The following is a 25,312-nucleotide window of genomic DNA, read 5'->3' on the forward strand; positions in this document are numbered from 1 at the left end:
AGATACAAGATAATAATGCAATCCTTTTCACTTTTGTGTGAAAAAGTATGTATTAATTAATCTTTACAAAAAATTTATACTTAACATAGTTTGAAAATGCTTTCAGGAAAAAGATATGGAGGGATAGAAGATGGACAATACTTGGCTTGATTTAGAAGGGAAAGTTGCCATTGTAACCGGTGGTGCTTCTGGAATTGGATTGAATATTTCCAATGAATTAGTAAGTAATGGAGTAAAAGTGGTTGTTGCCGATTTGAATGGAGAAGAAGGACAACAAGATAACGGCGCTTATTTTTTGAAGTGTGATGTAACAAGTAAGGAAAGTGTAGATCATACGGTTGCAAAGACTGTTGAATTATTTGGATCAGTGGATATCCTAGTAAATAATGCGGGTGTTAACCTCCCAAGACTATTAGTTGATGACAAAGGTGAAAAACCAGAATATGAATTAAGTGAAAAGGATTTTGATTTTATGGTGGCAGTAAACCAAAAAGGTCCTTATTTATTTGCACAGGCTTCTGCTAAAGAGATGCTTAAGCAAAAACAAGGTGTGATTATTAATGTTTCATCGGAAGCAGGTCAAGAAGGGTCTGCTGGACAAAGCTGTTACTCAGCTACAAAAGGTGCAGTCATTTCTTTTACTCGTGCGTGGGCAAAGGAATTAGGAAAACACAATATCCGGGTTGTAGCGGTAGCTCCTGGTATCTTAGAAACAACAGGGTTAAGAACAGATGCTTATAATGAGGCACTAGCATATACTCGTGGCGTTACAGTAGATGGATTAGCAACCGATTATAGTAAATCGATTCCTCTTGGAAGAGAAGGAAAATTAACTGAAATAGGCGATCTGGTTTCTTACCTCGCTTCAGATCGTGCTAGTTATATTACAGGCACGACATTAAATATCTCAGGTGGGAAATCCCGAGGATAATAAAGCTAGCGCTGGTTAGGGTAAAGAAGACAGATTTTAAGCCTTTTTGGATGGGACATGGACAGGAAATAGGGGCAGCAATGCTAGTTCATTACCGTTTTCTGTCAATGTCTGGCATTCATTTTTCAACAGAAGAGGTGATAAAATGTCTGATTTAAAGATTGAAGGAAGGAATTTCCATATAATCGAGATAGCCCGAAAGAAAACGTACAGCACCTTAAGTAATCTTGCGGAAACATTGGGCGTTAGTACGAGAACGGTCCGAAATGACATTAAGCAGATAAATAGCGATTTAAATGGAATTGCATCATTAGTGAAAGAAAAAGGAAAAGGTTATCGGTTATTTATTGAAGATGAGCAATTGTTTGAGGATTTGGTTAGCCAAAATAATTCAGAGAGGGTATTTCAGGACTCACCCAATCATCGAATTGCACTGATCATGGATCGGCTCATAAACAGTGAAAAGGTTTATACACTTGATGAATTGGCGTTTGAAATGAATATTGGAAGAACGACTCTTGTAAATGAATTAAAAAAGGCCTCAGTGGCCTTAGAGACCTATAATCTAAAGATTCATGGCAAACCAAATAGTGGTATGCAATTAAGTTATAAGGAACTTGAGCTTCGGTTCTTTATTTTAGATAACGTATTTGATTTTTTGTATGGTAACTATCCTTTAGACCAGGACGTTATCGATGAAATTGTGAGGATCTCCAACCTACATGATTTGGAATCCACTACTCAAACTAGATTAACGCAATTTGTCATTGTGATGTTGGACCGGCTTTTAAAGAATCATCCTCTTAAAGAGCTAAATGAGAAACATGAGAGGTTATTGGATACAAAAGATTATCAAATTGGACTAGAATTGGCCGCTGCACTTGAACGTCAATTGCCAATTAAGATTCCTAAGCATGAAGTTTTGTTTATGTCTATACCTATTGCAGGACGAAGGACACCAACAAATAACCGTACGTTGGCTAATGTAACAATAACTGAGGATATAAGAAATCTCTTAGAATTGATTGTCGAACAGGTTGGTTTTAATAAGGAAATCATTCAAGAAAATGATTCCTTCTTTAATGATTTATTATTCCATCTAACTTTTATGCTAAATCGGCTGATGTTTGGTTTGCGTTTGAAAAACCCTTTGCTAGCTGATGTAAAGGAGAAATATCCTGTAGCGTTTAGGATGGCTGAGATTGCTGGAAAAGTAATTGAAAATAAATATGATCTTGAAGTTTCTGATGATGAACTTGGTTATATTGCATTTTATTTTGGTGTTTTTATTGCTCAGAGTGAAATTAAGGTTAAACGTTTGCAGAAGGCAGCAGTAATTTGTGGGACTGGTAGAGGGACAGCAAAATTAGTGTCAATACAGTTGCAACGCATTCTTAATCAAAATACAAAAATAGACCTTTATTCTGAAACAGAGGTTACTCAAAACCTTTTAGCAAATTATGACATTGTATTCTCAACAGTTAACTTACCATTTGAAACTAATACACCCCTAATTATGATAAGTGAAATCTTTGATGAGAATAGTATTTCAAGAAAAATTGAAAACGTAACCTATATGCAAAAGTTAAAGCTAAAAGAAGGTAGTAGTCATGACTCGATCGTAAAGCATTTACTTAACGAAGAAAAATACTTCACGTTGAATAGCACAAAAAGCTATAAAGAAAATGTGGGTAAAATGATAGATGATTTAGTGGTAAGAGGTTACCTTGACGATGGTTTTAGTGAACGATTGAAAAAAAGAGAAGAAAAAGGATCGATGGTTTTTGATAACCATATAGCATTACCGCATACGTTTAACCACGAGTCCAATGGAATACAACTTGCATTGGGTATCTTTCCTGAAACAGTCATGGCTGATGGAAAGGAAATAAAGCTTGTCTTTCTATTAGGGATACCGGAAAAACAAACCGAAAATAGTGAGCATCTGTTAGTGAAAATTTATGATGAAATTATTCGAATAGCTACTGACAAACAGTTAGTTGAAAAATTGGCTCAAACAACTAGTCATCAAGAACTAACTCAACTCCTCAAACAATCAAGTGTATTCTTTGACACTAGAGATTAATTGAGTTATGTAAACTTGGAATATGACACTTCGCTAGCTTTAAAAGGGAAGTACAATTAGACTCTCATTAATATAGGGAAGAAAAATTCTATAGTTTAGAAAGTCAAGCGTGAAAAACATCATATAGAAAAGGGATGATGAGATGATTTGGTTTTTAATTGTCTTGATAGGAGTAGCGTGGCTGGTCCAGAGTATACTTGGTTTTTTTCAAATTAAGCATTTTAATAAAAAGTATGCCGAAATGAGATCGATGGGGCGAGTAGCAATTGGTAAAAAAACAGGCAGGTTTCGAGCTGGTACGGTTGTGATGTTATGTATTGATAAAAGAAATAAAATTCTAAAAGCAGCAAAAATGCAAGGTGTTACTGTTTTCTCTCGTGTGAGGGAATTAAAGGGTTTTGAAGGAAAATATCTTCTGAAAATTTCAGAGGAAGACTTTAATGGTGTTGATAAATTAACTAGACTTGCCATTCATGACGCTTTAAGAAGTTATGACATCATTTCTCAGGGCGGTGAGTTACAAGTAAAAAAGGGCTGGATTGATTATCTGATTCCTAAGAAGAAATAAGAAAAGGAGAAATAACCTATGAGTTTTATTATTAGTTTAGCTGAAGGATTTATGAATTTATTTAGACACGGTGGAGAGGTGTTTGTTGAACTTGTAACAGGAATTGTTCCATTACTTATCATGCTACTAGTTGCGATGAATGCATTAGTTCGTTTTACAGGGGAAGAGAAAGTAGAAAAGCTCGCAAAAAAATCTGGGAAAAATCCAGTTACAAGATATTTCGTGTTACCTGCTGTTGGTACATTTATTTTAGCGAATCCTATGACCTTATCACTTGGTAAATTTTTACCAGAAAAGTACAAGCCAAGTTACTATGCAGCTGCAACGTATTCAACGCATACACACAATGGATTGTTTCCACATGTAAACCCAGGTGAATTATTTGTATTCTTAGGAATTGCTGCTGGGATTACGACGTTAGGACATGATGTAACTGAATTAGCGCTTCGCTATTTCTTAGTCGGTCTTGTGACAAACTTTTTAAGAGGCTGGGTAACAGATTTGACTACAGTATATGTCGCTAAACAACAAAACATAAAACTAAAAGATTCAGTTCAATTATAGGTGGTGGAAAAAATGACAACATATCATTCAATTAAAGTTTCAAAAGGTGCGGGGGGATTTGGAGGACCGTTACAAATAACCCCAACACCAGAGAAAAACAAAGTTGTTTATATTACTGGAGGGCAAAAACCCGACATTGCCGATAAAATTGCAGAATTAACTGGCTGTGAATTAGTTGATGGCTTTAAAACATCCGTTCCAGAAACGGAAATGGCATGCGTGATTATCGATTGTGGTGGAACGCTACGCTGTGGATTATATCCTCAAAAAAAAATTCCAACGATTAACATTATGCCTACCGGTCAAAGTGGCCCGCTCGCAAAACATATCACAGAAGATATTTACGTTTCTGGGGTGAAAGTTGGGAATATTCAGCTCACTGAAGGTTCTGAAGCACCGCAATCAACGACTGAACAAGTAAGTAATGAAGAAGCAAAAAGTAAGGAAGGAAAGTATAGTACAAAAAAGAAGATCAGTGAACAACAAGCACCAAAAGGGTTTATGGCAAGAGTCGGAATGGCAATGGGGTCAATTACAAGTGTATTTTACCAAGCAGGACGCGATGCTATTGATACAGTCATTAAGACAATCCTTCCATTTGTGGCGTTTGTTGCCATGCTGATTGGAGTCATTACCGAATCTGGTATTGGTGATCTGTTTGCAAAATACTTATCACCATATGCTGGTTCCATTTGGGGATTAATTGTCATCGCACTTATATGTTCCTTTCCACTCCTATCCCCTTTTTTAGGACCTGGTGCCGTGATTGCGCAAGTAGTTGGAACGTTAATTGGGGTTGAAATTGGGAAAGGAAATATCCCTGCAAACTTAGCATTACCTGCTTTATTTGCCATTAACTCTCAAGCTGCAGCAGACTTTGTTCCAGTAGGATTGGGTCTTGCAGAAGCTGAGGTTGAAACAGTAGAAGTAGGGGTTCCATCCGTTCTTTATTCAAGGTTCTTGACAGGGGCACCAACAGTCTTTATTGCGTGGTTGGCTAGCTTTGGCTTATACGATAGTTAATACTTTTTGGGAATTTGGATTCTACACTTCGTAGAATCTTGAAAATATAAAAAAATATTTGAATGAAAAAAGGAGAATGAACATGCAAACAAAATATAAAACTCAGATTAATAAAATTGGTCCTTCCGTATCAGAATTTCTTGGTGAAAAAATGCTTATTCTTTTTGGGGATAATGCACCAGCCGAATTAGCAGATTATTGTTTGTTAATAGATGTAAATGGAGTTGAAAAAGACATTGAAGTTGGAGACACACTTCAATTAGGCGAAAAGGAATACAAAATTACAGCTGTAGGTGATGCTGTGGAGAAGAATTTGTCTTCTCTTGGCCATATAACTTTAAAATTTGATGGGTCAACTACTCCAGAATTACCTGGTTCACTTTATTTAGAGGATATAGAAATTAGTGAAGTTAACCCAGGTGACTCACTTCAAATTTTCGCGAAGTAATAGAAATGAAATAGGAAAAGATCACTATAGCTTAACTTTTGTTGCATTATCTTCATATGAAGAAACATCAAGAGTTAGGCTATTCTATTATATTATCCTCGAAAGGGCGTGCCGATCATGCAGTTAGTCATTGATTCAGCAAACATTGAGAAAATCAGAATGCTAAATGAATATTACCCAATTGATGGAGTAACAACGAATCCCAGTATAATTGTAAAAGAGCAAAAACCATTCCTTCCATTATTAAAAGAAATTAGAAGTGTAATTGGAGAGGAGAAAGAACTATTTGTTCAAGCATTAGCCGAAAGGGCAGAAGATATCGTTGAGGAAGCACGGTATCTTCGTAACACATTATCGTGAAACGTATTAATTAAAGTTCCTGTTACTAAAGAAGGAATTAAAGCAATAAAGCAGCTAAAAGTTGAAGGCATTCCAACATTGGCTACAATTGTATACACTCCAATGAATGCATTTTTAGCAGCTAAAGCAGGTGCTGACTATGTAGCCCCGTATGTCAACCGAATTGATAATCTATCTGGAAATGGGGTAAATGTAGTATCTGAAATAACTCAGATTTTTTTACGCCATAACCTTTCATGTAAAGTGTTAGCAGCGAGTTTTAAAAATGTTCAACAAATACACAATGTATGTTTAGCTGGAGTACATGGTGTTACGACTGCACCTGAATTAATAGAGGAAATGATCGGGCAACCGTCAATTGAAGCGAATGTTAAGCAATTTAAAAAGGAATGGTTAGATTTATACGGTGAGGAAAGTATGAATTTAATTTCAACTAAATGATTTAATTTAATTTTTGGAGGGTGAAAAAATGATAAAGGGTATCGTTTTTGATTTTGATGGATTAATTATAGATACAGAATTAGCCCTATATGAAGCTTTTTGTGAGTTATTAAAATTAGATCCTAGTGAACTACCAATAAAGGATTATGCCTTTTACATTGGTACCGATTCAAGTGCGTTACATGACTTTATTCTAGAAAAAGCAAATGGAAGAATGACACTTGAGGAAATAATTGAAGAGTCATCTATTCTACATAAAGAAAAACTAAAATATGCAATCGCTCGTGATGGAGTTGAGGATTATTTAAAAGAAGCCAAAAGCAAAGGATTGAAAATAGGATTAGCCTCAAGCTCAAATAGAGAATGGGTCGATTTTTTCTTACAAGAACTACAGTTGCTAAGTTTTTTTGATGTCATCCAAACTCGAGATGATGTAAAGATAGTAAAACCAGATCCAACTTTATATCGCAACGTAATTAACCATTTCGGAATACACCCATCTGAAGCCATTGCATTTGAAGACTCAGCAAATGGAGCTAAGGCTGCAATAGGGGCAGGATTAAACTGTGTCATTGTTCCAAACAAAGTAACTGAAAATCTTCAATTTGAAAACTACCATTTGAGAATAATAAGTATGAAAGAAAAAACACTTTCTAACGTTATTGAAGTTATAGAATCTATATAACTAATTTATTCAACTTTTATAAACAATTGGAAGTCGATAAAACATTAAAGAAGTTATAACATTAGCAACAGCCATTTCTACTACTCAGCAAGCTTTGAAATAGGTTATTGATTAGACTTTTCGTATTTGGGGGAAATAGATGAATGTTTACATTTAAAAAGCGGTTGATATTTCAATTTCTTTTCACTGTAGCGCTTATTACTTTAGTAATAAATATTGTAAATTCTCATGTGAATGACAGGAAGCCTAGGGTTGTTGTTGTTTTGAAAGCATTAGAAGCTGAGTCAGAGTATTGGACAATTGTAAGTGAAGGAGCTAAAAAAGCCTTTAAAGACTTTAAGATTCAGGGGCAAGTGATTGGTACTCATAATTTACAAGTCACAGAACAAATAGAAATTTTAAAAGATGTTCTGCAATCAAAACCTGATGCACTGATAGTTGCTGCCATTCAACCTACTCCGATTATTCCTATTTTAAAAGAATATAAGAATCACAATATTCCTGTACTGCTTGTTGATACCGAATTAGAGTGGGATGGTCAGACAATGTATATAGGTACGGATAACTATGATCTAGGTGTAAGATCTGGACAATTGTTGGGTTCTATGCTGCAGCCTGGGAATCAAGTGGCGTTTATTCATTCAACTAACGTCAACCCTGATATGGTTAAAAGGTTGAAAGGGAGTAGAAATGCTTTGGAGGCCATTGGGGTCAACATTGTTACGGAACGGTCTGCTGATAACGTAGCGGGAGAAGTAGAAATAGCAATAGATGAAATATTACAGAAGTATCCAAACATTAAAGGGATATTTGCAGCTACCGATACAATTGCAATCAATACTATGGGGGAATTAGAGAAAAATGGATACAAAATCCCTATCATTGGTACGGACGGTACATTGAAGATGTTAAAAGAAGTTTCAGAGGGGAGAATCAGTGCTACTATAGCTCAAAATCCTTTTGAAATGGGATATTTAAGTGTTTTGCATGCACTTAATACGATAAAGGGAAAGCTCTCTGAAGATAGATTGGATACTGGGGTAGATATCATAATTAAAGAGAACTCGGTAGACCGAATGAATTTTCTAGCTACTAAACTAAAATAATGGCTTAATAAGGAGTTATTTAATCATTTATAAAAAGGAGAATACGAATATGGCAGAAAAAACATTTACAATAATTGATAAAACGGGAATTCATGCACGACCAGCAACGCTTTTAGTTAAAACCGCGGGTCGCTTTAATGGAGAAGTAAATCTTGAATATAAAGAGAAAAGTGTAAATTTAAAGTCAATTATGGGTGTTATGTCTCTTGGAATTCCTGAAGGAGCTCAAATAAAAATCGTTACAACAGGTTCAGATGAAAATGAAGCACTTGAAGCAATCACTGAGACTTTAGAAAAACAGGGGTTAGCAATATGATGATTCATAGTATTAAAGGTATTGGTGCATCGGCAGGGATATCAATTGCAAAAGCATATTGCTTAGAAGAACCGGCATTAAAAATTGAAAAAACAGTAATCGAAAATACTGAAAGCGAGCTTAAACGTTTTCAGGATGCAGTTAATCATTCCGAATTGGAACTTCAAAAAATAAAAGAACATGCGCATCAGGAACTCGGTGCTGATAAAGCCGAGATTTTTGAAGCACATTTATTAGTATTAAACGATCCAGAATTAATCACTCCCGTAAAAGAAAAAATTAAAAATGAAAGCATGAATGCTGAAGGAGCAATAAAAGAGATTGCTGATATGTTTGTTTCTATGTTTGAACAGATGGAAAATGACTATATGAAAGAACGTGCTGCTGACATCCGGGATGTAACAAAACGTGTCATCGCCCACTTATTATGCGTTTCCGTCCCGAATTTAAGTTTGGTTTCTGAGGAAGTCGTGATTGTTGCAGAAGATCTTACGCCTTCAGATACGGCTCAATTAAATCGTCAATATGTGAAAGGGTTTACGACGAATATTGGTGGTCGAACTTCCCATTCAGCAATTATGGCAAGGTCTATGGAAATTCCTGCTGTAGTCGGCGCAAAAGTAGTAACACAAGAGATTGAAAATGGTGCATTAATCATTGTTGATGGGATAGACGGTAATGTAATTGTTAATCCTTCCTCAGAAGTAGTAAAAGAATATGAAAAGAAAAAGGCTCAGTTTGAAGAACAAAAAGCAGAGTGGGCAAAGCTCGTAAATGAAAGTACGATTTCAGCTGATGGCTATCACGTAGAACTAGCTGCTAATATTGGTACTCCTGATGACGTGAGGGGAGTCCTTGAAAATGGTGGCGAAGGTGTCGGACTATACCGTACAGAGTTTCTATACATGGGCCGCAACCAACTACCAACAGAAGAAGAGCAATTTGAAGCTTATCGAACGGTATTAGAGCGTATGGAAGGGAAGCCTGTTGTTGTACGCACACTTGATATTGGTGGAGATAAAGAGCTTCCATATTTAGATCTTCCAAAAGAAATGAATCCGTTTTTAGGATTCCGTGCCCTGCGACTCTGTCTAGAAATGCAAGACATGTTCCGCACTCAGCTTCGTGCTTTATTACGAGCAAGCATGTATGGAAACTTAAAAATTATGTTTCCTATGGTTGCGACACTAGATGAGTTCCGCCAAGCAAAAACTATTTTGTTAGAAGAAAAAGAAAAACTGAAGAGTGCAGGTAGCACTATATCCGACGATATTGAAATAGGGATAATGGTCGAAATTCCATCTACTGCCGTGACGGCAGATTTATTTGCAAAGGAAGTTGACTTCTTTAGCATCGGAACCAATGATTTAATTCAATACACAATGGCTGCCGATCGTATGAATGAACGTGTTTCTTACCTTTACCAACCATATAGCCCAGCTATTCTTCGATTGGTGAAAATGGTTATTGATGCTGCACATAATGAAGGAAAATGGGTAGGAATGTGTGGAGAAATGGCAGGGGATGAAGTAGCGATTCCAATTTTACTTGGACTAGGGCTGGATGAGTTTAGCATGAGCGCGACTACTATCTTACAGGCAAGAAGTCAAATTAGTAAACTATCAAGAGTTGAAGTCAGCAATGTAATAGAACAAATTCTAAATATGAAATCTGCTCAAGAAGTGGAAGAGTTAATTAAGCGGAAGTTTCTGACCTAATAAATGAATACCAATCAAGTGCTTTTGTTATTGAACCAAGAAGTTGTAACAGATAAATGTATCAAAATTAAAGTTTAAACTATAAATCAGACCAAAGGAGAATGAAAAATAATGCCTATTTCTTTTAATTATTCAAACGTATTACCATTTATGCAAAAATCTGAGGTAGAGAACCTAAGAGACTTTGTTTCAGTAGCCCATACCAATTTACATGAAAAAAGAGGTGCAGGGTCTGATTATCTTGGGTGGATAGACCTCCCAAATAGCTATGATAAAGACGAATTTTCAAGAATTAAACAAGCTGCTGAAAGAATACGTGGTAATTCTGAAGCTCTTATTGTAATAGGGATTGGAGGATCTTATTTAGGTTCACGGGCCGCGATTGAATCATTATCGCATACATTTCACAATCAAATGAGCAATACTACTCAAGTGTATTTTGCTGGTCAAAATATTAGCTCTACTTATGTAACTCATTTGTTAGAGATCTTGGAAGGTAAAGATATTTCAATTAATGTCATATCTAAATCTGGTACTACTACTGAACCTGCTATTGCTTTCCGTATCTTCCGCGACTATATTGAGCAAAAATACGGTAAAGAAGAAGCGAAGAACCGTATTTATGTTACCACAGACCAAGAAAAAGGAGCATTGAAACAACTCGCGAACGAAGAGGGTTATGAAACTTTTGTAATCCCTGATGATGTAGGTGGAAGATTTTCCGTTCTGACTGCAGTTGGTCTTTTACCAATTGCTGCTGCTGGCCTAAATATTGATCAAATGATGGATGGAGCCGCGGCAGCTGCTCGTAAATATAATAATTCGGATTTATTAACAAATGAATGTTACCAGTATGCAGCTGTAAGAAATGCTCTTTACTCAAAAGGAAAGTCAATTGAGCTGTTAGTAAACTATGAACCATCTCTTCATTATGTTGCAGAGTGGTGGAAACAATTATTTGGGGAGAGTGAAGGGAAAGATCATAAAGGACTCTTTCCTGCTTCTGTTGATTTTTCAACAGATTTACACTCCTTGGGACAATATGTCCAAGAGGGTCAACGTACTATGATTGAGACAGTCATACAGGTTAAGAAACCACAGACTGAATTAACGATTCAAGAAGATCCAGCTAATACCGATGGTTTGAATTTTCTAGTTGGAAAAACAATGGATGAAGTGAATAAAAAAGCGTTCCAAGGTACAGTATTGGCCCATGTAGATGGTGGAGTGCCAAATATGGTTGTAGAACTGGATCAATTAAATGAGTTTACATTTGGAGAAATGGTTTACTTTTTCGAGAAAGCTTGTGGAATTAGTGGATATTTGTTAGGTGTTAATCCTTTTGATCAACCAGGAGTTGAAGCGTATAAAAAGAATATGTTCGCATTACTTGGTAAACCAGGTTTTGAAGAAGAGAAAACCATTTTAATGAAGCGTTTATTAAATGAAGTGGAGAAGTAAACTAAACGAGGAATACGGAGGAAGCAAATGACCAGATATATAAAGAAGGTTCTAGTCGCAAACCGCGGAGAAATTGCGATTCGCATTTTTCGTGCGTGTACTGAACTACATATTCGTACGGTTGCCATTTATTCAAAAGAAGATACAGGTTCGTTCCACCGTTACAAAGCAGATGAAGCATATTTAGTTGGTTTAGGAAAAAAGCCCATTGATGCGTACCTTGATATTGAAGGAATTATTGAGGTTGCGAAACGAAATGACGTCGATGCTATTCATCCAGGATATGGTTTTTTATCTGAAAATATCGAATTTGCAAAACGTTGTGAACAAGAAGGGATCATTTTCATTGGTCCAAAAAGTGAACACCTTGATATGTTCGGAGACAAAGTAAAAGCGAGACAACAAGCGATTGCGGCCAATATTCCCGTTATCCCGGGAAGTAAGGGGCCGGTTTCAAGTGTAGAAGATGTTGTTGCATTTGCATTTGAACATGGCTATCCGTTTATTATAAAAGCATCACTTGGGGGCGGAGGACGCGGAATGCGGATCGTCCGCAGTGAAGTCGAACTGAGGGAAGCGTATAATCGCGCCAAATCAGAAGCAAAATCTGCTTTTGGAAATGATGAAGTTTACGTTGAAAAATTCGTTGAAAATCCGAAACATATTGAAGTTCAAATCCTTGCCGATCAACATGGGAATATCATTCATTTGTATGATCGCGATTGTTCGGTTCAACGTCGTCACCAAAAAGTAGTAGAGATAGCACCGAGTGTTTCTTTAAACCAAGAATTGCGAGAGAGAATTTGTGATGCTGCCGTACAGATCATGCAAAATATTAACTATGTGAATGCAGGTACGGTAGAGTTTCTTGTAACCAATGATGGGGATTTTTACTTTATTGAAGTAAATCCACGTGTACAAGTTGAACATACGATTACTGAAATGGTTACTGGAGTTGACATTGTTCAATCGCAAATTTTGATCGCTGATGGTGAAGAGCTTCATGGTAACGTTGCAGGTATTCCTCATCAAAGTAAAATCGTTTGTAACGGGTATGCCATTCAATCTCGTGTCACAACGGAAGATCCAAGCAATAACTTTATGCCGGATACAGGAAGAATAAACGCTTATCGTTCGGGTGGCGGTTTTGGTGTTCGTTTGGATGCAGGGAACGGTTTTCAAGGAGCCGTTATTACACCATACTATGATTCATTACTAGTCAAATTATCAACGTGGGCATTAACTTTTGACCAAGCGTCAGCGAAAATGCTTCGTAACTTAAGAGAGTTTCGTATTCGTGGAGTAAAAACGAATATTGCTTTCTTAGAAAATGTTGTGCAGCATTCGAAGTTTCTTTCAGGAGAATATAATACATCTTTTATTGATACAACCCCGGAGCTATTTGTCTTTCCGAAAAGAAAAGACCGTGGTACAAAAATGTTAACGTTTATTGGTGAGACAAGTATTAATGGCTATCCAGGATTAGAAAAAATGAAAAAGCCTATTTTTGATAAGCCAGCTATACCTGAATTAAAATCATCTGAACCATTTCCAAATGGTACAAAGCAAATTCTTAACGAGCAGGGTGCACAAGGAGTAGCGAATTGGGTAAAGGAACAGAAACGTGTTTTATTAACGGATACAACGTTCCGCGATGCTCACCAATCGTTACTCGCTACAAGGGTACGTACCCATGATTTAAACCAAATTGCAGAATCGACGGCTCGAATGCTCCCTAATTTATTTTCAACAGAAATTTGGGGTGGGGCGACGTATGATGTGGCGATGCGTTTCTTACATGAAGACCCGTGGGAGAGACTCCTCAGTCTTCGAGAAAAAATGCCGAATCTTTTACTGCAAATGTTACTTCGTTCTTCCAATGCAGTCGGTTATACAAACTATCCAGATAACGTAATTCAAGAATTTGTGAAAAAGTCAGCAGATGCTGGAATCGATGTCTTCCGAATTTTTGACAGTTTAAACTGGGTCGACGGAATGAAGTTAACGATCGATGCTGTTCGCGATTCTGGAAAAATTGCCGAGGCAACAATGTGTTATACAGGGGATATTCTTGATCCATTAAGAAATAAATATAACTTACAGTATTATCAAGACTTAGCAAAAGAACTAGAGCAATGTGGTGCGCATATTTTAGGCATAAAAGATATGGCTGGGTTATTGAAGCCTGAAGCCGCTTATCAATTAATTTCCACTTTAAAAGAAACAATTGATATTCCGATTCACCTTCATACGCATGATACGAGTGGCAATGGATTATTTATGTACTCGCAAGCAATTGCAGCGGGTGTCGATATCGTTGATGTTGCGGTGAGTTCGATGGCTGGACTAACTTCACAGCCGAGTGCGAATAGCTTATACTATGCGCTTTCTGAAGCGGAGCGCCAACCGGATGTAAATATAGAGTCACTTGAGGAGTTGAGTGAGTTCTGGGAAGCGACACGAAAATATTATAGTGGCTTTGAAAGTGGCATGAACGCTCCTCATACGGAAGTCTATCAACATGAAATGCCGGGGGGACAATATAGTAATCTTCAGCAGCAAGCTAAAGCAGTTGGTCTAAAAAACCGCTGGCATGAAGTGAAAAAAATGTATCGCACTGTCAATGATATGTTTGGTGATGTTGTGAAAGTAACTCCGTCCTCTAAAGTGGTTGGAGATATGGCTCTTTATATGGTTCAAAATAACGTAACAGAAGAAGATGTCTTTGAGAGAGGAGAAACTTTAGACTTTCCAGATTCGGTAGTCGAGTTCTTCCAAGGACAACTCGGACAGCCTTATCAAGGCTTTCCTAAGAATCTTCAATACATCATTTTAAAAGGACGGGAGGCAATAACGTGCCGTCCTGGGGAATTAATGGAACCTGTTGATTTTAATCACTCTAAAGAAACGTTATTTAATGAGTTGGGTCGTCAAGTTACTGATTTTGATATTCTCTCTTATGCATTGTATCCGAAAGTTTTTATGGAATATGAGCAATTTAAAGAGAAGTTTGGCGATGTTTCTGTTTTAGATACACCAACATTCTTCTACGGATTACGACTTGGGGAGGAAATTGAAGTAGAAATTGAGCGTGGGAAGACGTTGATTGTTAAACTTATTTCGATTTCTAAACCACAGGATGATGGTCAACGGATTGTTTATTTCGAATTAAATGGTCAGCCGCGTGAAGTAAAGATCAAAGACGAAAGTGTTAAATCGAGTGTGGTTGTTCGTCAAAAAGTGGATAAAAGAAATCCAAATCAAATTGGTGCATCGATGCCAGGAACTGTAGTAAAAACACTTGTAGGAAAAGGTGATCAAGTAAAAAAAGGTGACCATTTAATGATTACAGAAGCGATGAAAATGGAAACCACTGTTCAATCTCCTTTTGACGGAGAAATAGCGGAAGTTTATGTGAAAAACGGTGAAGCAATACAAACGGGAGATTTACTAATTGAATTTAAATAGAAATAAATGATTAAGTTTGTATCTATATGTTTCGTTATTAAGTGTTGGATGCTAATTTAAATGTTGAACACTTTATATATCAACATACAAAGAGTATTATATGCGCATCGGACTCACATTGGCATTACTTTTTCAAGTTTCTACTTCTAAACTGAACCCGGTAAAAAATAGAGATTATTTTATTAGAAAAGTCTGTGATCACAATTTGATCACAGACTTAAATAAATTAAGTTTATTATTGTTATTTTAAATTCTTCACTACCTCTGGAAATGCACTACAATAGACTTTACACACTCTCTTGATCTCGTAAGTCGTTAAAGCGAGAAGATACACTTGTCGATCAAAGACCAAAGAATACCAAAGATTGGAACGATGAGTGTAAAGATTCTCTTTCTAGCAGCAGACTATCGAATCAAAAACAAACCCAACTAGGAATGTAGAAGAAACTAGTCTGTTAGATGTTGTACATATTCATCTTAGGGTTTAGTGGATCAGGTAAATGTGGAAGTAGGAGGGAACTTTAGGTTTCCCTCTTTTGTAAGACATTGGAGGATATTTTTGTTGATGAGTGCAGATGTGCAAAAAACCAGCATGAACTACCATGCTGGTTTTTCTTTTAGCCATCTCAATTAAAATTTTACAGCAACTTTTTCAACGTTTTCTAAACCGTCTGCAATAATTTTTTGTGTGCGATCAGTATACTGGTTATGTCCTTCAATTACAACTGTTTCAGGATTGGTAATACCCCAGAACCCAGAAGCCAACGAGAGTTATTACAAGTACATCATTGTGCAGACTATTGAACATTAAACGGACCGAAAAACAATACAGTTTTCGCAAAGGGTACTGTATTGTAAAGAAAGGGGGAGGTAACAGCGTGTATTTAGATGAACGAAGTGCTAACATACTAAAAATTGTACAGCAATCGCCCAATCTAAAGATGAGTGAACTTGAGGTGAAAACTGGTCTTACTCGAAGGCAAATACAATATGGTATAGGAAAAGCTAATGACTGGCTTAAATCTCTTGGATATCACCTTATAAGTTATAACCGGGAAGTTGGTTATTTCTTGCCTGATAAAATTCGAGATGAGCATTTGCAAATAAAGCTTACTAAACGCACCTATGTGTTTTCAGAGGCAGATCGAGAAAAGGTCTTTTACCTTATGCTATTGCTTAGTCTGGAACCTTTATCTGTATATCACTTTCAATCAATCACAGGAATTTCCCGTAATACAGTGTTGAAAGATATACAACAGCTTAAGGAAAAAGCTCGATTACTACAACTTAAAATCCAATATTCTAAGCAGAATGGTTACGTAGTAAAAGGCGATAGTAACATTAAGAGATACATTATGGAAAAACTCATACATGATGTATTGAATAGTCCAAGTAGTAACCTCATTATTGAGTGCATATGGGGAGATCGAGAAGAACAAATTCGCTCTATACAGTTGCAATTGGAACAAATTGAACGACAATTGGGCATTACGTTTACTGATGAACGACTACAAGAACTGACCTATTTGTTTTTATGTACAGGTCAGTTAATTGAAAAGGGAGAAGCTTTATCTTCTATGCAAAGCTGGGAAGAGTTGGCTTCTACTAAGGAATACAAACTGGTTAAGCAAATGACAGAATCTAATGTCTTTCAATCTGTTTGGAATCAAACTGAACGATTGTATGGAACCTTACACCTATTAAGCATGAATCGAACGAAAGATGTATCCCCGTTACAAGAGGATAATGTCATTCAAGAACTCTTACGAGAAATAGTGGAAGAGTTTGAAAGGTTAGCTTGCATACACTTGCAGGACAAGGATTTGTTCTATCAACAACTATATGTTCACTTTAGACCTGCGTATTATCGTATGAAGTATCGTATTTCACTGAAAAATACAATGACTGAGCGGATTCAAAAGGTATACCCTGAGCTATTTCATCTTACGAAAAAATCCTTATGGCCAGTAGACCAAGCGATAGAATATTCCGTTCCAGATGATGAGATCGCATATTTTACGATTCACTTTGGAGGATGGCTTCGTAGACAAGGAACTACATTAGACGACCGAAAGCGAGCTATTGTTGTATGCCCAAATGGGATTGGGATTAGTAATATTTTAGTCTTTACCTTACGGGAATTGTTTCCAGATGTTTTATTTTTAGATGTTTTATCCGTTCGAGATACAGTTAATTATCCCCTATCATATGATTTAGTGTTTTCAACTGTTCACCTTAGAACAAAAGCAGCATTATTTGTAGTACCGCCTATTTTAGAAATGCAGGACAAGCAAAATCTACGTCAGCAAGTGATGCAAGAGTTGTATGGATATACACCGAAAAACTTGGATGTTGCTTCCTTGTTAAAAGTTATTTCTCAATATGCAACAATTCATGAACCGAGTCAACTTGAACAAGCTCTTCAGTCACATATATATATTCATACACCAAAAATAAACAAACATTCATTGGAGGGGGCAGAGAAACCAGTGTTACAAGAATTACTCACATCACAAACTATTCAATTGCAATCCCGTGTTTCTGATTGGAAAGAAGGGGTTAGAGTGGCATCCCAGCCTCTTGTCGAATTAGGAACAGTAGAAGAAAGATATGTAGAAGCCATGATTCAATCTATTGAAGATAATGGTCCATACGTAGTTATTACTCCAGGAGTAGCCATACCTCATTCACGTCCTGAACAGGGAGTGCGTTCATTATCAATGAGTCTTTTGAAATTAGATAAAGCAGTAGATTTTGCACCAGATAAACCTGTTCGACTAATTATTGTATTGGCTGCTGCAGATAGTGAGTCACATTTGCGTGCATTAGTACAGTTAACACAAATGTTAGGTGAACCATCTAACATCGAGGATATTTTACAAAGTCCAGATAAATCAGTGTTATTAGATTACATTCAGAGATATTCAGAGGAGGAAGTATCATGAAAATTATGGTTGTATGCGGAAATGGATTAGGAAGCAGTTTTATTATGGAAATGAATATAAAAAAGGCATTAACAGAAATGGGGAAAACAGCAGAAGTAGATCATACGGATTTAACGTCAGCAAGAACGGTACAAGCAGATCTTTTCATTGGTGCTGCGGATATTGTAGGACAATTGGATGATGGAAGTCGAACGATTGTGACATTAGAAAATATGATGAGCATTCCAGAAATTACATCTAAACTAGAATCGCATTTAGTATAACAAAAGGGGGAAATAGCATGAAAATCATGGTAGTTTGCGGAAATGGATTAGGAAGCAGTTTTATTATGGAAATGAATGTGAAGAAAGCGTTAACGGAAATAGAAAAGACAGCAGAAGTAGATCATACAGATTTAACATCAGCAAGAACCGTACAGGCAGATCTTTTCAGTGGTGCTGCGGATATTGTAGGACAATTGGATGATGGAAGTCGAACGATTGTGACATTAGAAAATATGATGAGTATTCCAGAAATTATATCTAAGATAGAACCACATTTATTATAATACAGAGAAGAAGGGGGAGAAGATTATGTTAGAAATAATAATGAAAGATATTTTAGGGACGCCGGCTATACTGGTAGGACTTTTCGCCCTTATCGGATTATTATTACAACGTAAAGCCACTACAGATATTGTATCTGGTACTTTAAAAACAATAATGGGCTTTGTTATTATTGGAGCAGGTGCGGGAGTGCTTATTGGGTCACTAGATATATTTAGTCAAATGTTTAACTATGCCTTTAACGTTCAAGGAGTGATCCCAAACAATGAGGCGATTGTGGCCGCTGCACAAAGCAAGTTTGGAACATTCACTGCCCTTATCATGGTATTCGGGATGATTGTTAATATTCTCCTTGCACGCTTTACTCCTTTTAAGTATATATTCTTAACTGGTCATCATACATTGTTTATGGCATGCTTAATCGCGGTTACACTATCAGTTGGTGGACTACAAGGTGCTCCGCTTGTTATCAGCGGTTCTATTATCCTAGGTTTATGTATGGTGCTATTCCCTGCTATGATACAGCCATATGTAAGACAAATTACAGGAAGCAATGATTTTGCAATTGGGCACTTTGGTACAATTGGATACTTTATTTCTGCAAAAGTTGGGAAATGGTTTGGAAATAAGGAAAATTCAACTGAACATATTAAGGTTCCTAAATCTCTTGGGTTTTTACGAGATACATCAGTAGCTGTTTCACTTACTATGGTAATATTCTTTGTTGTTGTAGCGTTGTTTGCTGGTCAAAGATATATTGAATCAACCCTCTCGGGAGGATCGAATTTTATTGTGTTCTCTTTGATGCAGGCGATTACGTTTGCCGCAGGGGTATTCATTATCCTAGCTGGTGTACGTATGTTGATTGCAGAAATTGTTCCTGCATTTAAGGGGATTGCTGAGAAAGTTGCACCAAATACTAAGCCAGCATTAGATTGCCCAACGGTATTTCCATTTGCGCCAAATGCAGTTATTATCGGGTTTCTGTTTAGCTTTATAGCTGGACTTTTATCAATGTTTTTTCTACCTATTATGGGTTTAAAGGTAATTGTTCCAGGTTTAGTGCCACACTTTTTTACAGGTGCAGCCGCTGGGGTATTTGGAAATGCTACAGGTGGTCTACGCGGAGCTATATTTGGCTCACTTGCTAACGGAATTATTATTAGTTTCATCCCAGCAGTTTTATTAGTTTTAATGGGGGATATTGGTTTTGAAGGAACAACATTTGGAGATCCAGACTTTGGAGTAATTGGAATATTAATCTTAGCCATTTTGAAACTATTTGGAGCAGCATAATAGAAAATAGTAGTTACTATAAGTCTATAATAGTAAGAATATTAAGTAATCGAAATAATTGTACAGTTTTCCACTGTGCAATTATTTCTTAAACCTTTGAAAAAAACACTTTTTAATATTCTGTTTTTTTGATTACTACATTATAAATAGTTTAAAAAAATAAGATTTGTAGATTTTAAGTTTAGTTTGGATCTAGCAGAGTTTTGTTAAATAAATTTATATTCCGATGAATTAATAAATAGAGGAGCTCTAAATAATGAACAATTTTAATGAACTTGATAACCTTGCAATTAATACGATTCGTACCTTGTCAATAGATGCTATTGACAAGGCCAACTCCGGACATCCTGGTTTACCTATGGGAGCTGCTCCTATGGCTTATGAATTATGGGCCAAGCATATGAATCATAATCCAAACAATCCAACATGGTTTAATAGAGATCGTTTTGTTTTGTCAGCTGGGCATGGTTCGATGTTATTGTACAGTCTATTACACTTATCGGGTTATGATCTATCAATGGAAGATATTAAAAACTTTCGTCAATGGGATAGTCGAACACCAGGTCATCCCGAATTTGGACACACACCAGGTGTAGAAGCAACGACCGGTCCTTTAGGACAAGGAATTGCAATGGCAGTTGGGATGGCTATGGCCGAACGTCATCTCGCAGCAACATATAATAAAGAGGGGTACGAACTGGTTAACCATTTTACCTATAGCATTTGTGGAGATGGAGATTTAATGGAAGGTGTATCTGCAGAAGCTGCTTCACTAGCAGGACATTTAAAATTAGGCCGACTTATCGTATTATACGATTCAAACGATATCTCACTTGATGGTGACCTAAACCGTTCCTTCTCCGAAAGTATAGAAAGCCGTTTTAACGCCTACGGATGGCAAGTAATTCGTGTAGAAGATGGGAATAACTTGGTGGAGATTCAAAAAGCGATTGAAGAAGCAAAGAATGATTTAAATCGTCCGACTTTGATTGAAGTCAAAACAACTATTGGTTATGGATCACCAAACTTTGCAGGTACATCTGATGTACACGGTGCACCACTAGGAAAAGAGGAAATAAAACTAACAAAGGAAGCATATAAGTGGACATTCGAAGAAGAATTCTTTGTTCCTGAAGAAGTATATAGCCACTTCCAGTCACTTGTAGTGAAGGCAGGGCAAAGGAAAGAAGAAGTGTGGAATAAATTATATGCTGCTTATAAAGAAGAATATCCCGAGTTATCTAGACAGTTGGACTATTCTATCAATAATGAACTTCCAGAAAGGTGGGCAGATCAGCTACCGTCATATGAAATAGGGACAAGCCTAGCATCTCGTGCATCTTCAGGTGAGACAATAAATGCTATTGCAAAAGCCATCCCCCAATTATTTGGTGGATCAGCTGATTTAGCAGGTTCAAACAAAACAACGATTAAAGATGCTGGTGACTTTTTTGCAACTGATTATGCAGGACGTAACATTTGGTTTGGTGTGCGTGAGTTTGCAATGGGGGCAGCGTTAAATGGAATGGCTCTGCATGGTGGTCTTAAAGTGTTTGGGGGTACATTTTTTGTATTCTCTGACTACCTTCGTCCCGCGATTCGTTTAGCAGCCTTAATGAAATTACCGGTCACTTATGTCTTCACACATGACAGTGTCGCGGTAGGAGAAGATGGTCCAACTCATCAGCCGATTGAACAACTGGCTGCTTTAAGAGCCTTACCGAACATTAGTGTGATTCGTCCGGCAGATGGAAATGAAACAGTAGCCGCATGGCAACTTGCGATGGAATCTACTGAAACTCCGACGGCTTTGATCTTGTCTCGCCAAAATCTCCCTACAATAGCCGGAACGAAGGAACATGCCTATGAGGGTGTCAGAAAAGGAGCATATGTGGTTTCTCAATCCGAAACGGAGGCACCACAGGCACTTTTGTTGGCAACAGGTTCAGAAGTGCAGTTAGCTTTAGAAGCACAGCGTGAGTTAGCTAAGGAAAACATCCCAGTATCCGTCATTAGTTTTCCATCATGGGATCGATTTGAAGCCCAATCAAAAGAATACAAAGAATCAATCCTTCCATCCGATGTGAAGGCACGATTAGCAATTGAAATGGGATCACCTTTAGGATGGGAGCGTTATGTAGGAGACCATGGGGACGTTTTGGCTATTAACGCTTTCGGTGCTTCGGGTGCAGAATCCAAGGTCTTGAAGGAATACGGTTTTACCGTAGACAATGTCGTGTGTAAAGTAAGAGAGTTATTGAGGGTTACATTATAAAGTAAGAGAGCTTATATGGAGCGATCAAAATGGTTGAAAAAATTTATCTAATAACTAGCGAGTCTGGAATACACGCAAGACCTGCTAGTTTATTAGTTAACAAGATTAAGCTATTTTCTTCAGTAGTGATACTTGAGTATAAAGGGATTTGGGTGAGTTTAAAATCCATAGAGGGTGTATTAGCGTTAGCCATCCCATATGGAGAAACTATTAAAATAATTGCTCAAGGCGATGATGAAGAACATGTGCTATCAACTATAGAAAAAATGATGAAAACAGAAGGTCTAGGTGTATGAAATACGTTTTATGTTTGATAATTTAAATAGAATAATAAAATAATGGAGGCGGCTATGAAGTTTTTTATTGATACAGCAAATCTTGAGGAGATCAAAAAAGCATATAGAATTGGTATTTTAGCAGGTGTCACAACCAATCCTTCTTTAGTAGCTAAAGAAGGTGTGAAATTCGAAGAACGTATTGCAGAAATCTGCCAAGCAGTTCCACATGTAGAATCCGTATCGGCTGAAGTAACTCCCGATGCGCTTACAGCTGATGAAATGATCGCTCAAGCTGAAGAGCTTATTAAAATTAACGGTGGGGATGAGAAAGTTACGATTAAACTCCCAATGACATTAGCTGGTTTAGAGGCTTGCCGTTATCTTGCAGACAAAGGTGTTAAAACCAATGTTACACTTATTTTTACAGTCAACCAAGCACTCTTGGCTGCCCGTGCAGGTGCCACATATGTTTCTCCATTCTTAGGGCGTTTGGATGATATTTCTGAAGATGGTGTTCAATTAGTAAGCAAGATTGTTGAATTATTCCGTATTCAAAACTTAGAGTCACAAATTATTGCAGCTTCTATTCGACACCCAGATCATGTAACCCGTGTAGCTATGGCTGGTGCTCACATTTCAACTGTTCCTTATAGTGTTATTGAGCAACTTTCTAAGCATCCACTAACGGATCAAGGTCTAGAAAAATTCGCTGCTGATTGGGAGAAAGCGAATAATAAATAGAAAATAGCATTTGATTAGTCTGGGAAATTTTTAAAAAAGGTGTTTATATAAGTCAACAGCCTAAGGTTCTGACATTAGACTTTAGGCTGTTGGTAGTTTGATTATCCAATTTGACTAAATGCGTTGAAAAATGAAGGAAAATGGGTAGGGATGTGTGAAGAAATGGCTGGAGATGAAATTACGGTCCCTATCCTTCTTGGATTAGGAGTAGACGAATATTCTATGAGCGCTACTTCTATTTTAAAGGATTTATCATTGAAAGCTAAGGAAGGTCACGAATGGAAGGTCGACGGGCTTTAACTAACGGAGGAAAGACATGTTTAAAATAAAGAATGTATTGTATAAAGATAAGTGTAGTTTTAAAGCTAACCTTCAAAAGATATCATGGTATTTTTAAAATAAAAAGAAAGTCTGTGATACTAATTTGATCCCAGACTTAAGTAAATTATGTTTTTTAAAGTGAACTTGAGTTTTTACACACTTTTAAAAACCGCACTACAATAGGCTTTACGCACACCCTTCACCTTACGGAAACAAGTGCCTCGACATTGACAGGGTGGAGGTCACTGGTTCGATCTCAGTACGGGTCATTTCCTAAAAATATTAAAAACGCGCCTTCTCAGGTTTTGAGAGGCGTGTTTTTTGTTGTTGAAAAATGAAAGAAGAGGGTTTTGATCAAACTATTTTGCATTTCGTTTTTTAAGTTTGTCTTTCTGATAAAATTTAGAACCGAAGTCAGCTGCAATTTTTAAAACGTACTAAATTAAATGGTTTTTTAAATGATAATGCAACCCTTTTCACTTTTTTGTGAAAAAGTATGTATTAATTTATCTTTACAAAAAATTTATACTTAACATAGTTTGAAAGTGCTTTCATAACAAAAAAGATATGGGGGGATAGAAGATGGACAATACTTGGCTTGATAGTTGCGATTGTAATCGGTGGTGCTTCTGGTATTGGATTGAATATTTCCAATGAATTAGTAAGAAGTGGAGTAAAAGTAATTGTTGCCGATTTGAATGGAGAAGTAGGACAACAAGATAACGGCGCCTATTTTGTTAAGTGTGATGTAATAAGTAAGGAAAGTGTAGATCATAAGGTTGCAAAGACTGTTGAATTATTTGGATCAGTCGATATCCTAGTAAATAATGCGGGTGTCAACCTCCCAAGACTGCTAGTTGATGACAAAGGTGAAAAAACAGAATATGAATTAAGTGAAAAGGATTTTGATTTTATGGTGGCAGTAAACCAAAAAGGTCCTTATTTATTTGCACAGGCTTCTGCTAAAGAGATGCTTAAGCAAAAACAAGGTGTGATTATTAATGTTTCATCGGAAGCAGGTCAAGAAGGGTCTGCTGGACAAAGCTGTTACTCTGCTACAAAAGTGATAATAGGGATTTTTGAAAGCGGTTGCGTATTTTTGTAAGATTAAAAAATAGCAACAAAAAACTGTTCGAATAAATTTATGCACTACGCTAGCTTTAAAAGGAGGTTTTATATTATGGATATGATTATTCGTTTAGCAGAAGGATTTATGAATTTATTTAGGCACGGTGGAGAGGTATTTGTTGATCTAGTAACAGGAATTGTTCCGCTACTTATCATGTTACTCGTTGCGATGAATGCACTAATTCGCTTTACGGGGGAAGAGAAAGTAGAAAAGCTCGCAAAGAAATCTGGGAAAAATCCAGTTACAAGATATTTCGTGTTACCTGCTGTTGGGACATTTGTTTTAGCTAACCCTATGACTCTATCACTTGGTAGGTTTTTACCAGAAAAGTACAAACCAAGTTACTATGCAGCTGCAACGTATTCATGTCATACACACAACGGATTGTTCCCACATGTAAACCCAGGTGAATTATTTGTATTCTTAGGAATTGCAGCTGGGATTACGACGTTAGGACATGATGTAACTGAACTAGCACTTCGCTATTTCTTAGTCGGTCTTGTAACAAACTTTTTAAGAGGTTGGGTAACAGATTTGACAACAGCATATGTTGCTAAACAACAAAACATTAAACTAAAAGATACAGTTCAATTATAGGTGGTGGAAA

21 protein-coding genes and 3 pseudogenes are annotated in these 25,312 nt (G+C 36.8%); 23 read left to right on the plus strand and 1 reads right to left on the minus strand.

Annotation, left to right across the window (positions count from 1 at the left end; all coding sequences use genetic code 11):
* Nucleotides 1–130 precede the first annotated feature (130 nt).
* The 13 genes and pseudogenes from SLH51_RS09025 (at nucleotide 131) to pyc (ending at nucleotide 15,175) form a co-directional block, all read left to right on the plus strand.
* Complete coding sequence (locus tag SLH51_RS09025; RefSeq protein ID WP_335960822.1) at nucleotides 131–931, plus strand: SDR family oxidoreductase; 801 nt, start codon at nucleotides 131–133, stop codon at nucleotides 929–931.
* Nucleotides 932–1,076: 145 nt separating this feature from the next.
* Nucleotides 1,077–3,017 carry a BglG family transcription antiterminator gene (locus SLH51_RS09030; protein ID WP_335960824.1) on the plus strand — a complete coding sequence of 647 codons (1,941 nt, stop codon included), beginning with the start codon at nucleotides 1,077–1,079 and terminating at the stop codon, nucleotides 3,015–3,017.
* Between the two features lie 142 nt (nucleotides 3,018–3,159).
* The gene (locus SLH51_RS09035; protein ID WP_335960825.1) at nucleotides 3,160–3,585 is read left to right on the plus strand and encodes a transcriptional regulator GutM; all 426 of its coding nucleotides are present in this window, start codon (nucleotides 3,160–3,162) and stop codon (nucleotides 3,583–3,585) included.
* 18 nt (nucleotides 3,586–3,603) lie between these two features.
* Entirely contained in the window at nucleotides 3,604–4,149 is a 546-nt protein-coding gene (gene srlA, locus SLH51_RS09040; protein ID WP_335960826.1) for a PTS glucitol/sorbitol transporter subunit IIC, read from the plus strand.
* A 12-nt stretch (nucleotides 4,150–4,161) separates the two neighbouring features.
* Nucleotides 4,162–5,172 (plus strand): PTS glucitol/sorbitol transporter subunit IIB, encoded by a 1,011-nt coding sequence (gene srlE, locus SLH51_RS09045; RefSeq protein ID WP_335960827.1) that lies wholly within the window; start codon nucleotides 4,162–4,164, stop codon nucleotides 5,170–5,172.
* An 82-nt stretch (nucleotides 5,173–5,254) separates the two neighbouring features.
* The gene (locus SLH51_RS09050; RefSeq protein ID WP_335960829.1) at nucleotides 5,255–5,620 is read left to right on the plus strand and encodes a PTS glucitol/sorbitol transporter subunit IIA; all 366 of its coding nucleotides are present in this window, start codon (nucleotides 5,255–5,257) and stop codon (nucleotides 5,618–5,620) included.
* 117 nt (nucleotides 5,621–5,737) lie between these two features.
* Nucleotides 5,738–6,421, plus strand: a pseudogene (locus tag SLH51_RS09055) (transaldolase family protein).
* Nucleotides 6,422–6,452: 31 nt separating this feature from the next.
* Nucleotides 6,453–7,106 carry an HAD-IA family hydrolase gene (locus SLH51_RS09060; protein ID WP_390183854.1) on the plus strand — a complete coding sequence of 218 codons (654 nt, stop codon included), beginning with the start codon at nucleotides 6,453–6,455 and terminating at the stop codon, nucleotides 7,104–7,106.
* A 143-nt stretch (nucleotides 7,107–7,249) separates the two neighbouring features.
* Nucleotides 7,250–8,212 (plus strand): sugar ABC transporter substrate-binding protein, encoded by a 963-nt coding sequence (locus SLH51_RS09065; RefSeq protein WP_335960832.1) that lies wholly within the window; start codon nucleotides 7,250–7,252, stop codon nucleotides 8,210–8,212.
* Between the two features lie 49 nt (nucleotides 8,213–8,261).
* Nucleotides 8,262–8,528, plus strand: a complete 267-nt coding sequence (locus SLH51_RS09070) for a phosphocarrier protein HPr (RefSeq protein WP_335960833.1) — start codon at nucleotides 8,262–8,264, stop codon at nucleotides 8,526–8,528.
* Nucleotides 8,529–8,530: 2 nt separating this feature from the next.
* Nucleotides 8,531–10,246, plus strand: coding sequence for a phosphoenolpyruvate--protein phosphotransferase (ptsP, locus tag SLH51_RS09075; protein ID WP_335960861.1), 1,716 nt, complete (start codon nucleotides 8,531–8,533; stop codon nucleotides 10,244–10,246).
* Between the two features lie 111 nt (nucleotides 10,247–10,357).
* Entirely contained in the window at nucleotides 10,358–11,707 is a 1,350-nt protein-coding gene (locus tag SLH51_RS09080) for a glucose-6-phosphate isomerase (protein ID WP_335960835.1), read from the plus strand.
* 27 nt (nucleotides 11,708–11,734) lie between these two features.
* A complete protein-coding gene (gene pyc, locus SLH51_RS09085) occupies nucleotides 11,735–15,175 on the plus strand; it encodes a pyruvate carboxylase (protein ID WP_335960836.1) in 3,441 nt (1,146 codons plus the stop codon).
* 630 nt (nucleotides 15,176–15,805) lie between these two features.
* Here the strand turns inward: pyc and SLH51_RS09090 are convergent.
* A pseudogene (locus SLH51_RS09090) lies at nucleotides 15,806–15,931 on the minus strand (FMN-dependent NADH-azoreductase); the annotation flags it as partial.
* 122 nt (nucleotides 15,932–16,053) lie between these two features.
* Here SLH51_RS09090 and SLH51_RS09095 point away from each other — a divergent pair.
* From SLH51_RS09095 to srlA (SLH51_RS09140), 10 genes and pseudogenes are all read left to right on the plus strand, one after another.
* Nucleotides 16,054–18,120, plus strand: coding sequence for a BglG family transcription antiterminator (locus SLH51_RS09095; RefSeq protein ID WP_335960838.1), 2,067 nt, complete (start codon nucleotides 16,054–16,056; stop codon nucleotides 18,118–18,120).
* Nucleotides 18,117–18,383, plus strand: coding sequence for a PTS sugar transporter subunit IIB (locus SLH51_RS09100; protein WP_335960839.1), 267 nt, complete (start codon nucleotides 18,117–18,119; stop codon nucleotides 18,381–18,383). Before SLH51_RS09095 ends, SLH51_RS09100 begins: the two co-directional genes overlap by 4 nt.
* Before the next feature lie 17 nt (nucleotides 18,384–18,400).
* Entirely contained in the window at nucleotides 18,401–18,667 is a 267-nt protein-coding gene (locus tag SLH51_RS09105) for a PTS sugar transporter subunit IIB (protein ID WP_335960840.1), read from the plus strand.
* A 25-nt stretch (nucleotides 18,668–18,692) separates the two neighbouring features.
* Nucleotides 18,693–19,961 carry a PTS ascorbate transporter subunit IIC gene (locus SLH51_RS09110; protein WP_335960841.1) on the plus strand — a complete coding sequence of 423 codons (1,269 nt, stop codon included), beginning with the start codon at nucleotides 18,693–18,695 and terminating at the stop codon, nucleotides 19,959–19,961.
* A gap of 256 nt (nucleotides 19,962–20,217) precedes the next feature.
* Nucleotides 20,218–22,236 carry a transketolase gene (gene tkt, locus SLH51_RS09115; protein WP_335960842.1) on the plus strand — a complete coding sequence of 673 codons (2,019 nt, stop codon included), beginning with the start codon at nucleotides 20,218–20,220 and terminating at the stop codon, nucleotides 22,234–22,236.
* A 29-nt stretch (nucleotides 22,237–22,265) separates the two neighbouring features.
* Nucleotides 22,266–22,532, plus strand: coding sequence for an HPr family phosphocarrier protein (locus tag SLH51_RS09120; RefSeq protein ID WP_335960844.1), 267 nt, complete (start codon nucleotides 22,266–22,268; stop codon nucleotides 22,530–22,532).
* A 54-nt stretch (nucleotides 22,533–22,586) separates the two neighbouring features.
* Nucleotides 22,587–23,255, plus strand: coding sequence for a fructose-6-phosphate aldolase (gene fsa / locus SLH51_RS09125; RefSeq protein ID WP_335960845.1), 669 nt, complete (start codon nucleotides 22,587–22,589; stop codon nucleotides 23,253–23,255).
* Nucleotides 23,256–23,381: 126 nt separating this feature from the next.
* Nucleotides 23,382–23,501 (plus strand): annotated as a pseudogene (locus SLH51_RS09130) (putative PEP-binding protein); the annotation flags it as partial.
* 673 nt (nucleotides 23,502–24,174) lie between these two features.
* Nucleotides 24,175–24,681, plus strand: coding sequence for an SDR family NAD(P)-dependent oxidoreductase (locus SLH51_RS09135; RefSeq protein ID WP_335960846.1), 507 nt, complete (start codon nucleotides 24,175–24,177; stop codon nucleotides 24,679–24,681).
* A 75-nt stretch (nucleotides 24,682–24,756) separates the two neighbouring features.
* On the plus strand, nucleotides 24,757–25,302 hold the full coding sequence (srlA, locus tag SLH51_RS09140) for a PTS glucitol/sorbitol transporter subunit IIC (RefSeq protein ID WP_335960848.1): 546 nt from the start codon (nucleotides 24,757–24,759) through the stop codon (nucleotides 25,300–25,302).
* The last annotated feature ends 10 nt before the right edge of the window (nucleotides 25,303–25,312 follow it).

The sequence above is a fragment of the Halalkalibacter kiskunsagensis genome (genome assembly GCF_037027555.1).
GTDB lineage: Bacteria > Bacillota > Bacilli > Bacillales > Bacillaceae_D > Halalkalibacter > Halalkalibacter kiskunsagensis.

Bases quoted from the DNA above. Each gene is read 5' to 3' on its own strand.
- SLH51_RS09025 (WP_335960822.1), top strand. From the start codon at position 131: ATGGACAATACTTGGCTTGATTTAGAAGGGAAAGTTGCCATTGTAACC.
- SLH51_RS09030 (WP_335960824.1), top strand. From the start codon at position 1,077: ATGTCTGATTTAAAGATTGAAGGAAGGAATTTCCATATAATCGAGATA.
- SLH51_RS09035 (WP_335960825.1), top strand. From the start codon at position 3,160: ATGATTTGGTTTTTAATTGTCTTGATAGGAGTAGCGTGGCTGGTCCAG.
- srlA (WP_335960826.1), top strand. From the start codon at position 3,604: ATGAGTTTTATTATTAGTTTAGCTGAAGGATTTATGAATTTATTTAGA.
- srlE (WP_335960827.1), top strand. From the start codon at position 4,162: ATGACAACATATCATTCAATTAAAGTTTCAAAAGGTGCGGGGGGATTT.
- SLH51_RS09050 (WP_335960829.1), top strand. From the start codon at position 5,255: ATGCAAACAAAATATAAAACTCAGATTAATAAAATTGGTCCTTCCGTA.
- SLH51_RS09065 (WP_335960832.1), top strand. From the start codon at position 7,250: ATGTTTACATTTAAAAAGCGGTTGATATTTCAATTTCTTTTCACTGTA.
- SLH51_RS09070 (WP_335960833.1), top strand. From the start codon at position 8,262: ATGGCAGAAAAAACATTTACAATAATTGATAAAACGGGAATTCATGCA.
- SLH51_RS09080 (WP_335960835.1), top strand. From the start codon at position 10,358: ATGCCTATTTCTTTTAATTATTCAAACGTATTACCATTTATGCAAAAA.
- pyc (WP_335960836.1), top strand. From the start codon at position 11,735: ATGACCAGATATATAAAGAAGGTTCTAGTCGCAAACCGCGGAGAAATT.
- SLH51_RS09100 (WP_335960839.1), top strand. From the start codon at position 18,117: ATGAAAATTATGGTTGTATGCGGAAATGGATTAGGAAGCAGTTTTATT.
- SLH51_RS09105 (WP_335960840.1), top strand. From the start codon at position 18,401: ATGAAAATCATGGTAGTTTGCGGAAATGGATTAGGAAGCAGTTTTATT.
- SLH51_RS09110 (WP_335960841.1), top strand. From the start codon at position 18,693: ATGTTAGAAATAATAATGAAAGATATTTTAGGGACGCCGGCTATACTG.
- tkt (WP_335960842.1), top strand. From the start codon at position 20,218: ATGAACAATTTTAATGAACTTGATAACCTTGCAATTAATACGATTCGT.
- SLH51_RS09120 (WP_335960844.1), top strand. From the start codon at position 22,266: ATGGTTGAAAAAATTTATCTAATAACTAGCGAGTCTGGAATACACGCA.
- fsa (WP_335960845.1), top strand. From the start codon at position 22,587: ATGAAGTTTTTTATTGATACAGCAAATCTTGAGGAGATCAAAAAAGCA.
- srlA (WP_335960848.1), top strand. From the start codon at position 24,757: ATGGATATGATTATTCGTTTAGCAGAAGGATTTATGAATTTATTTAGG.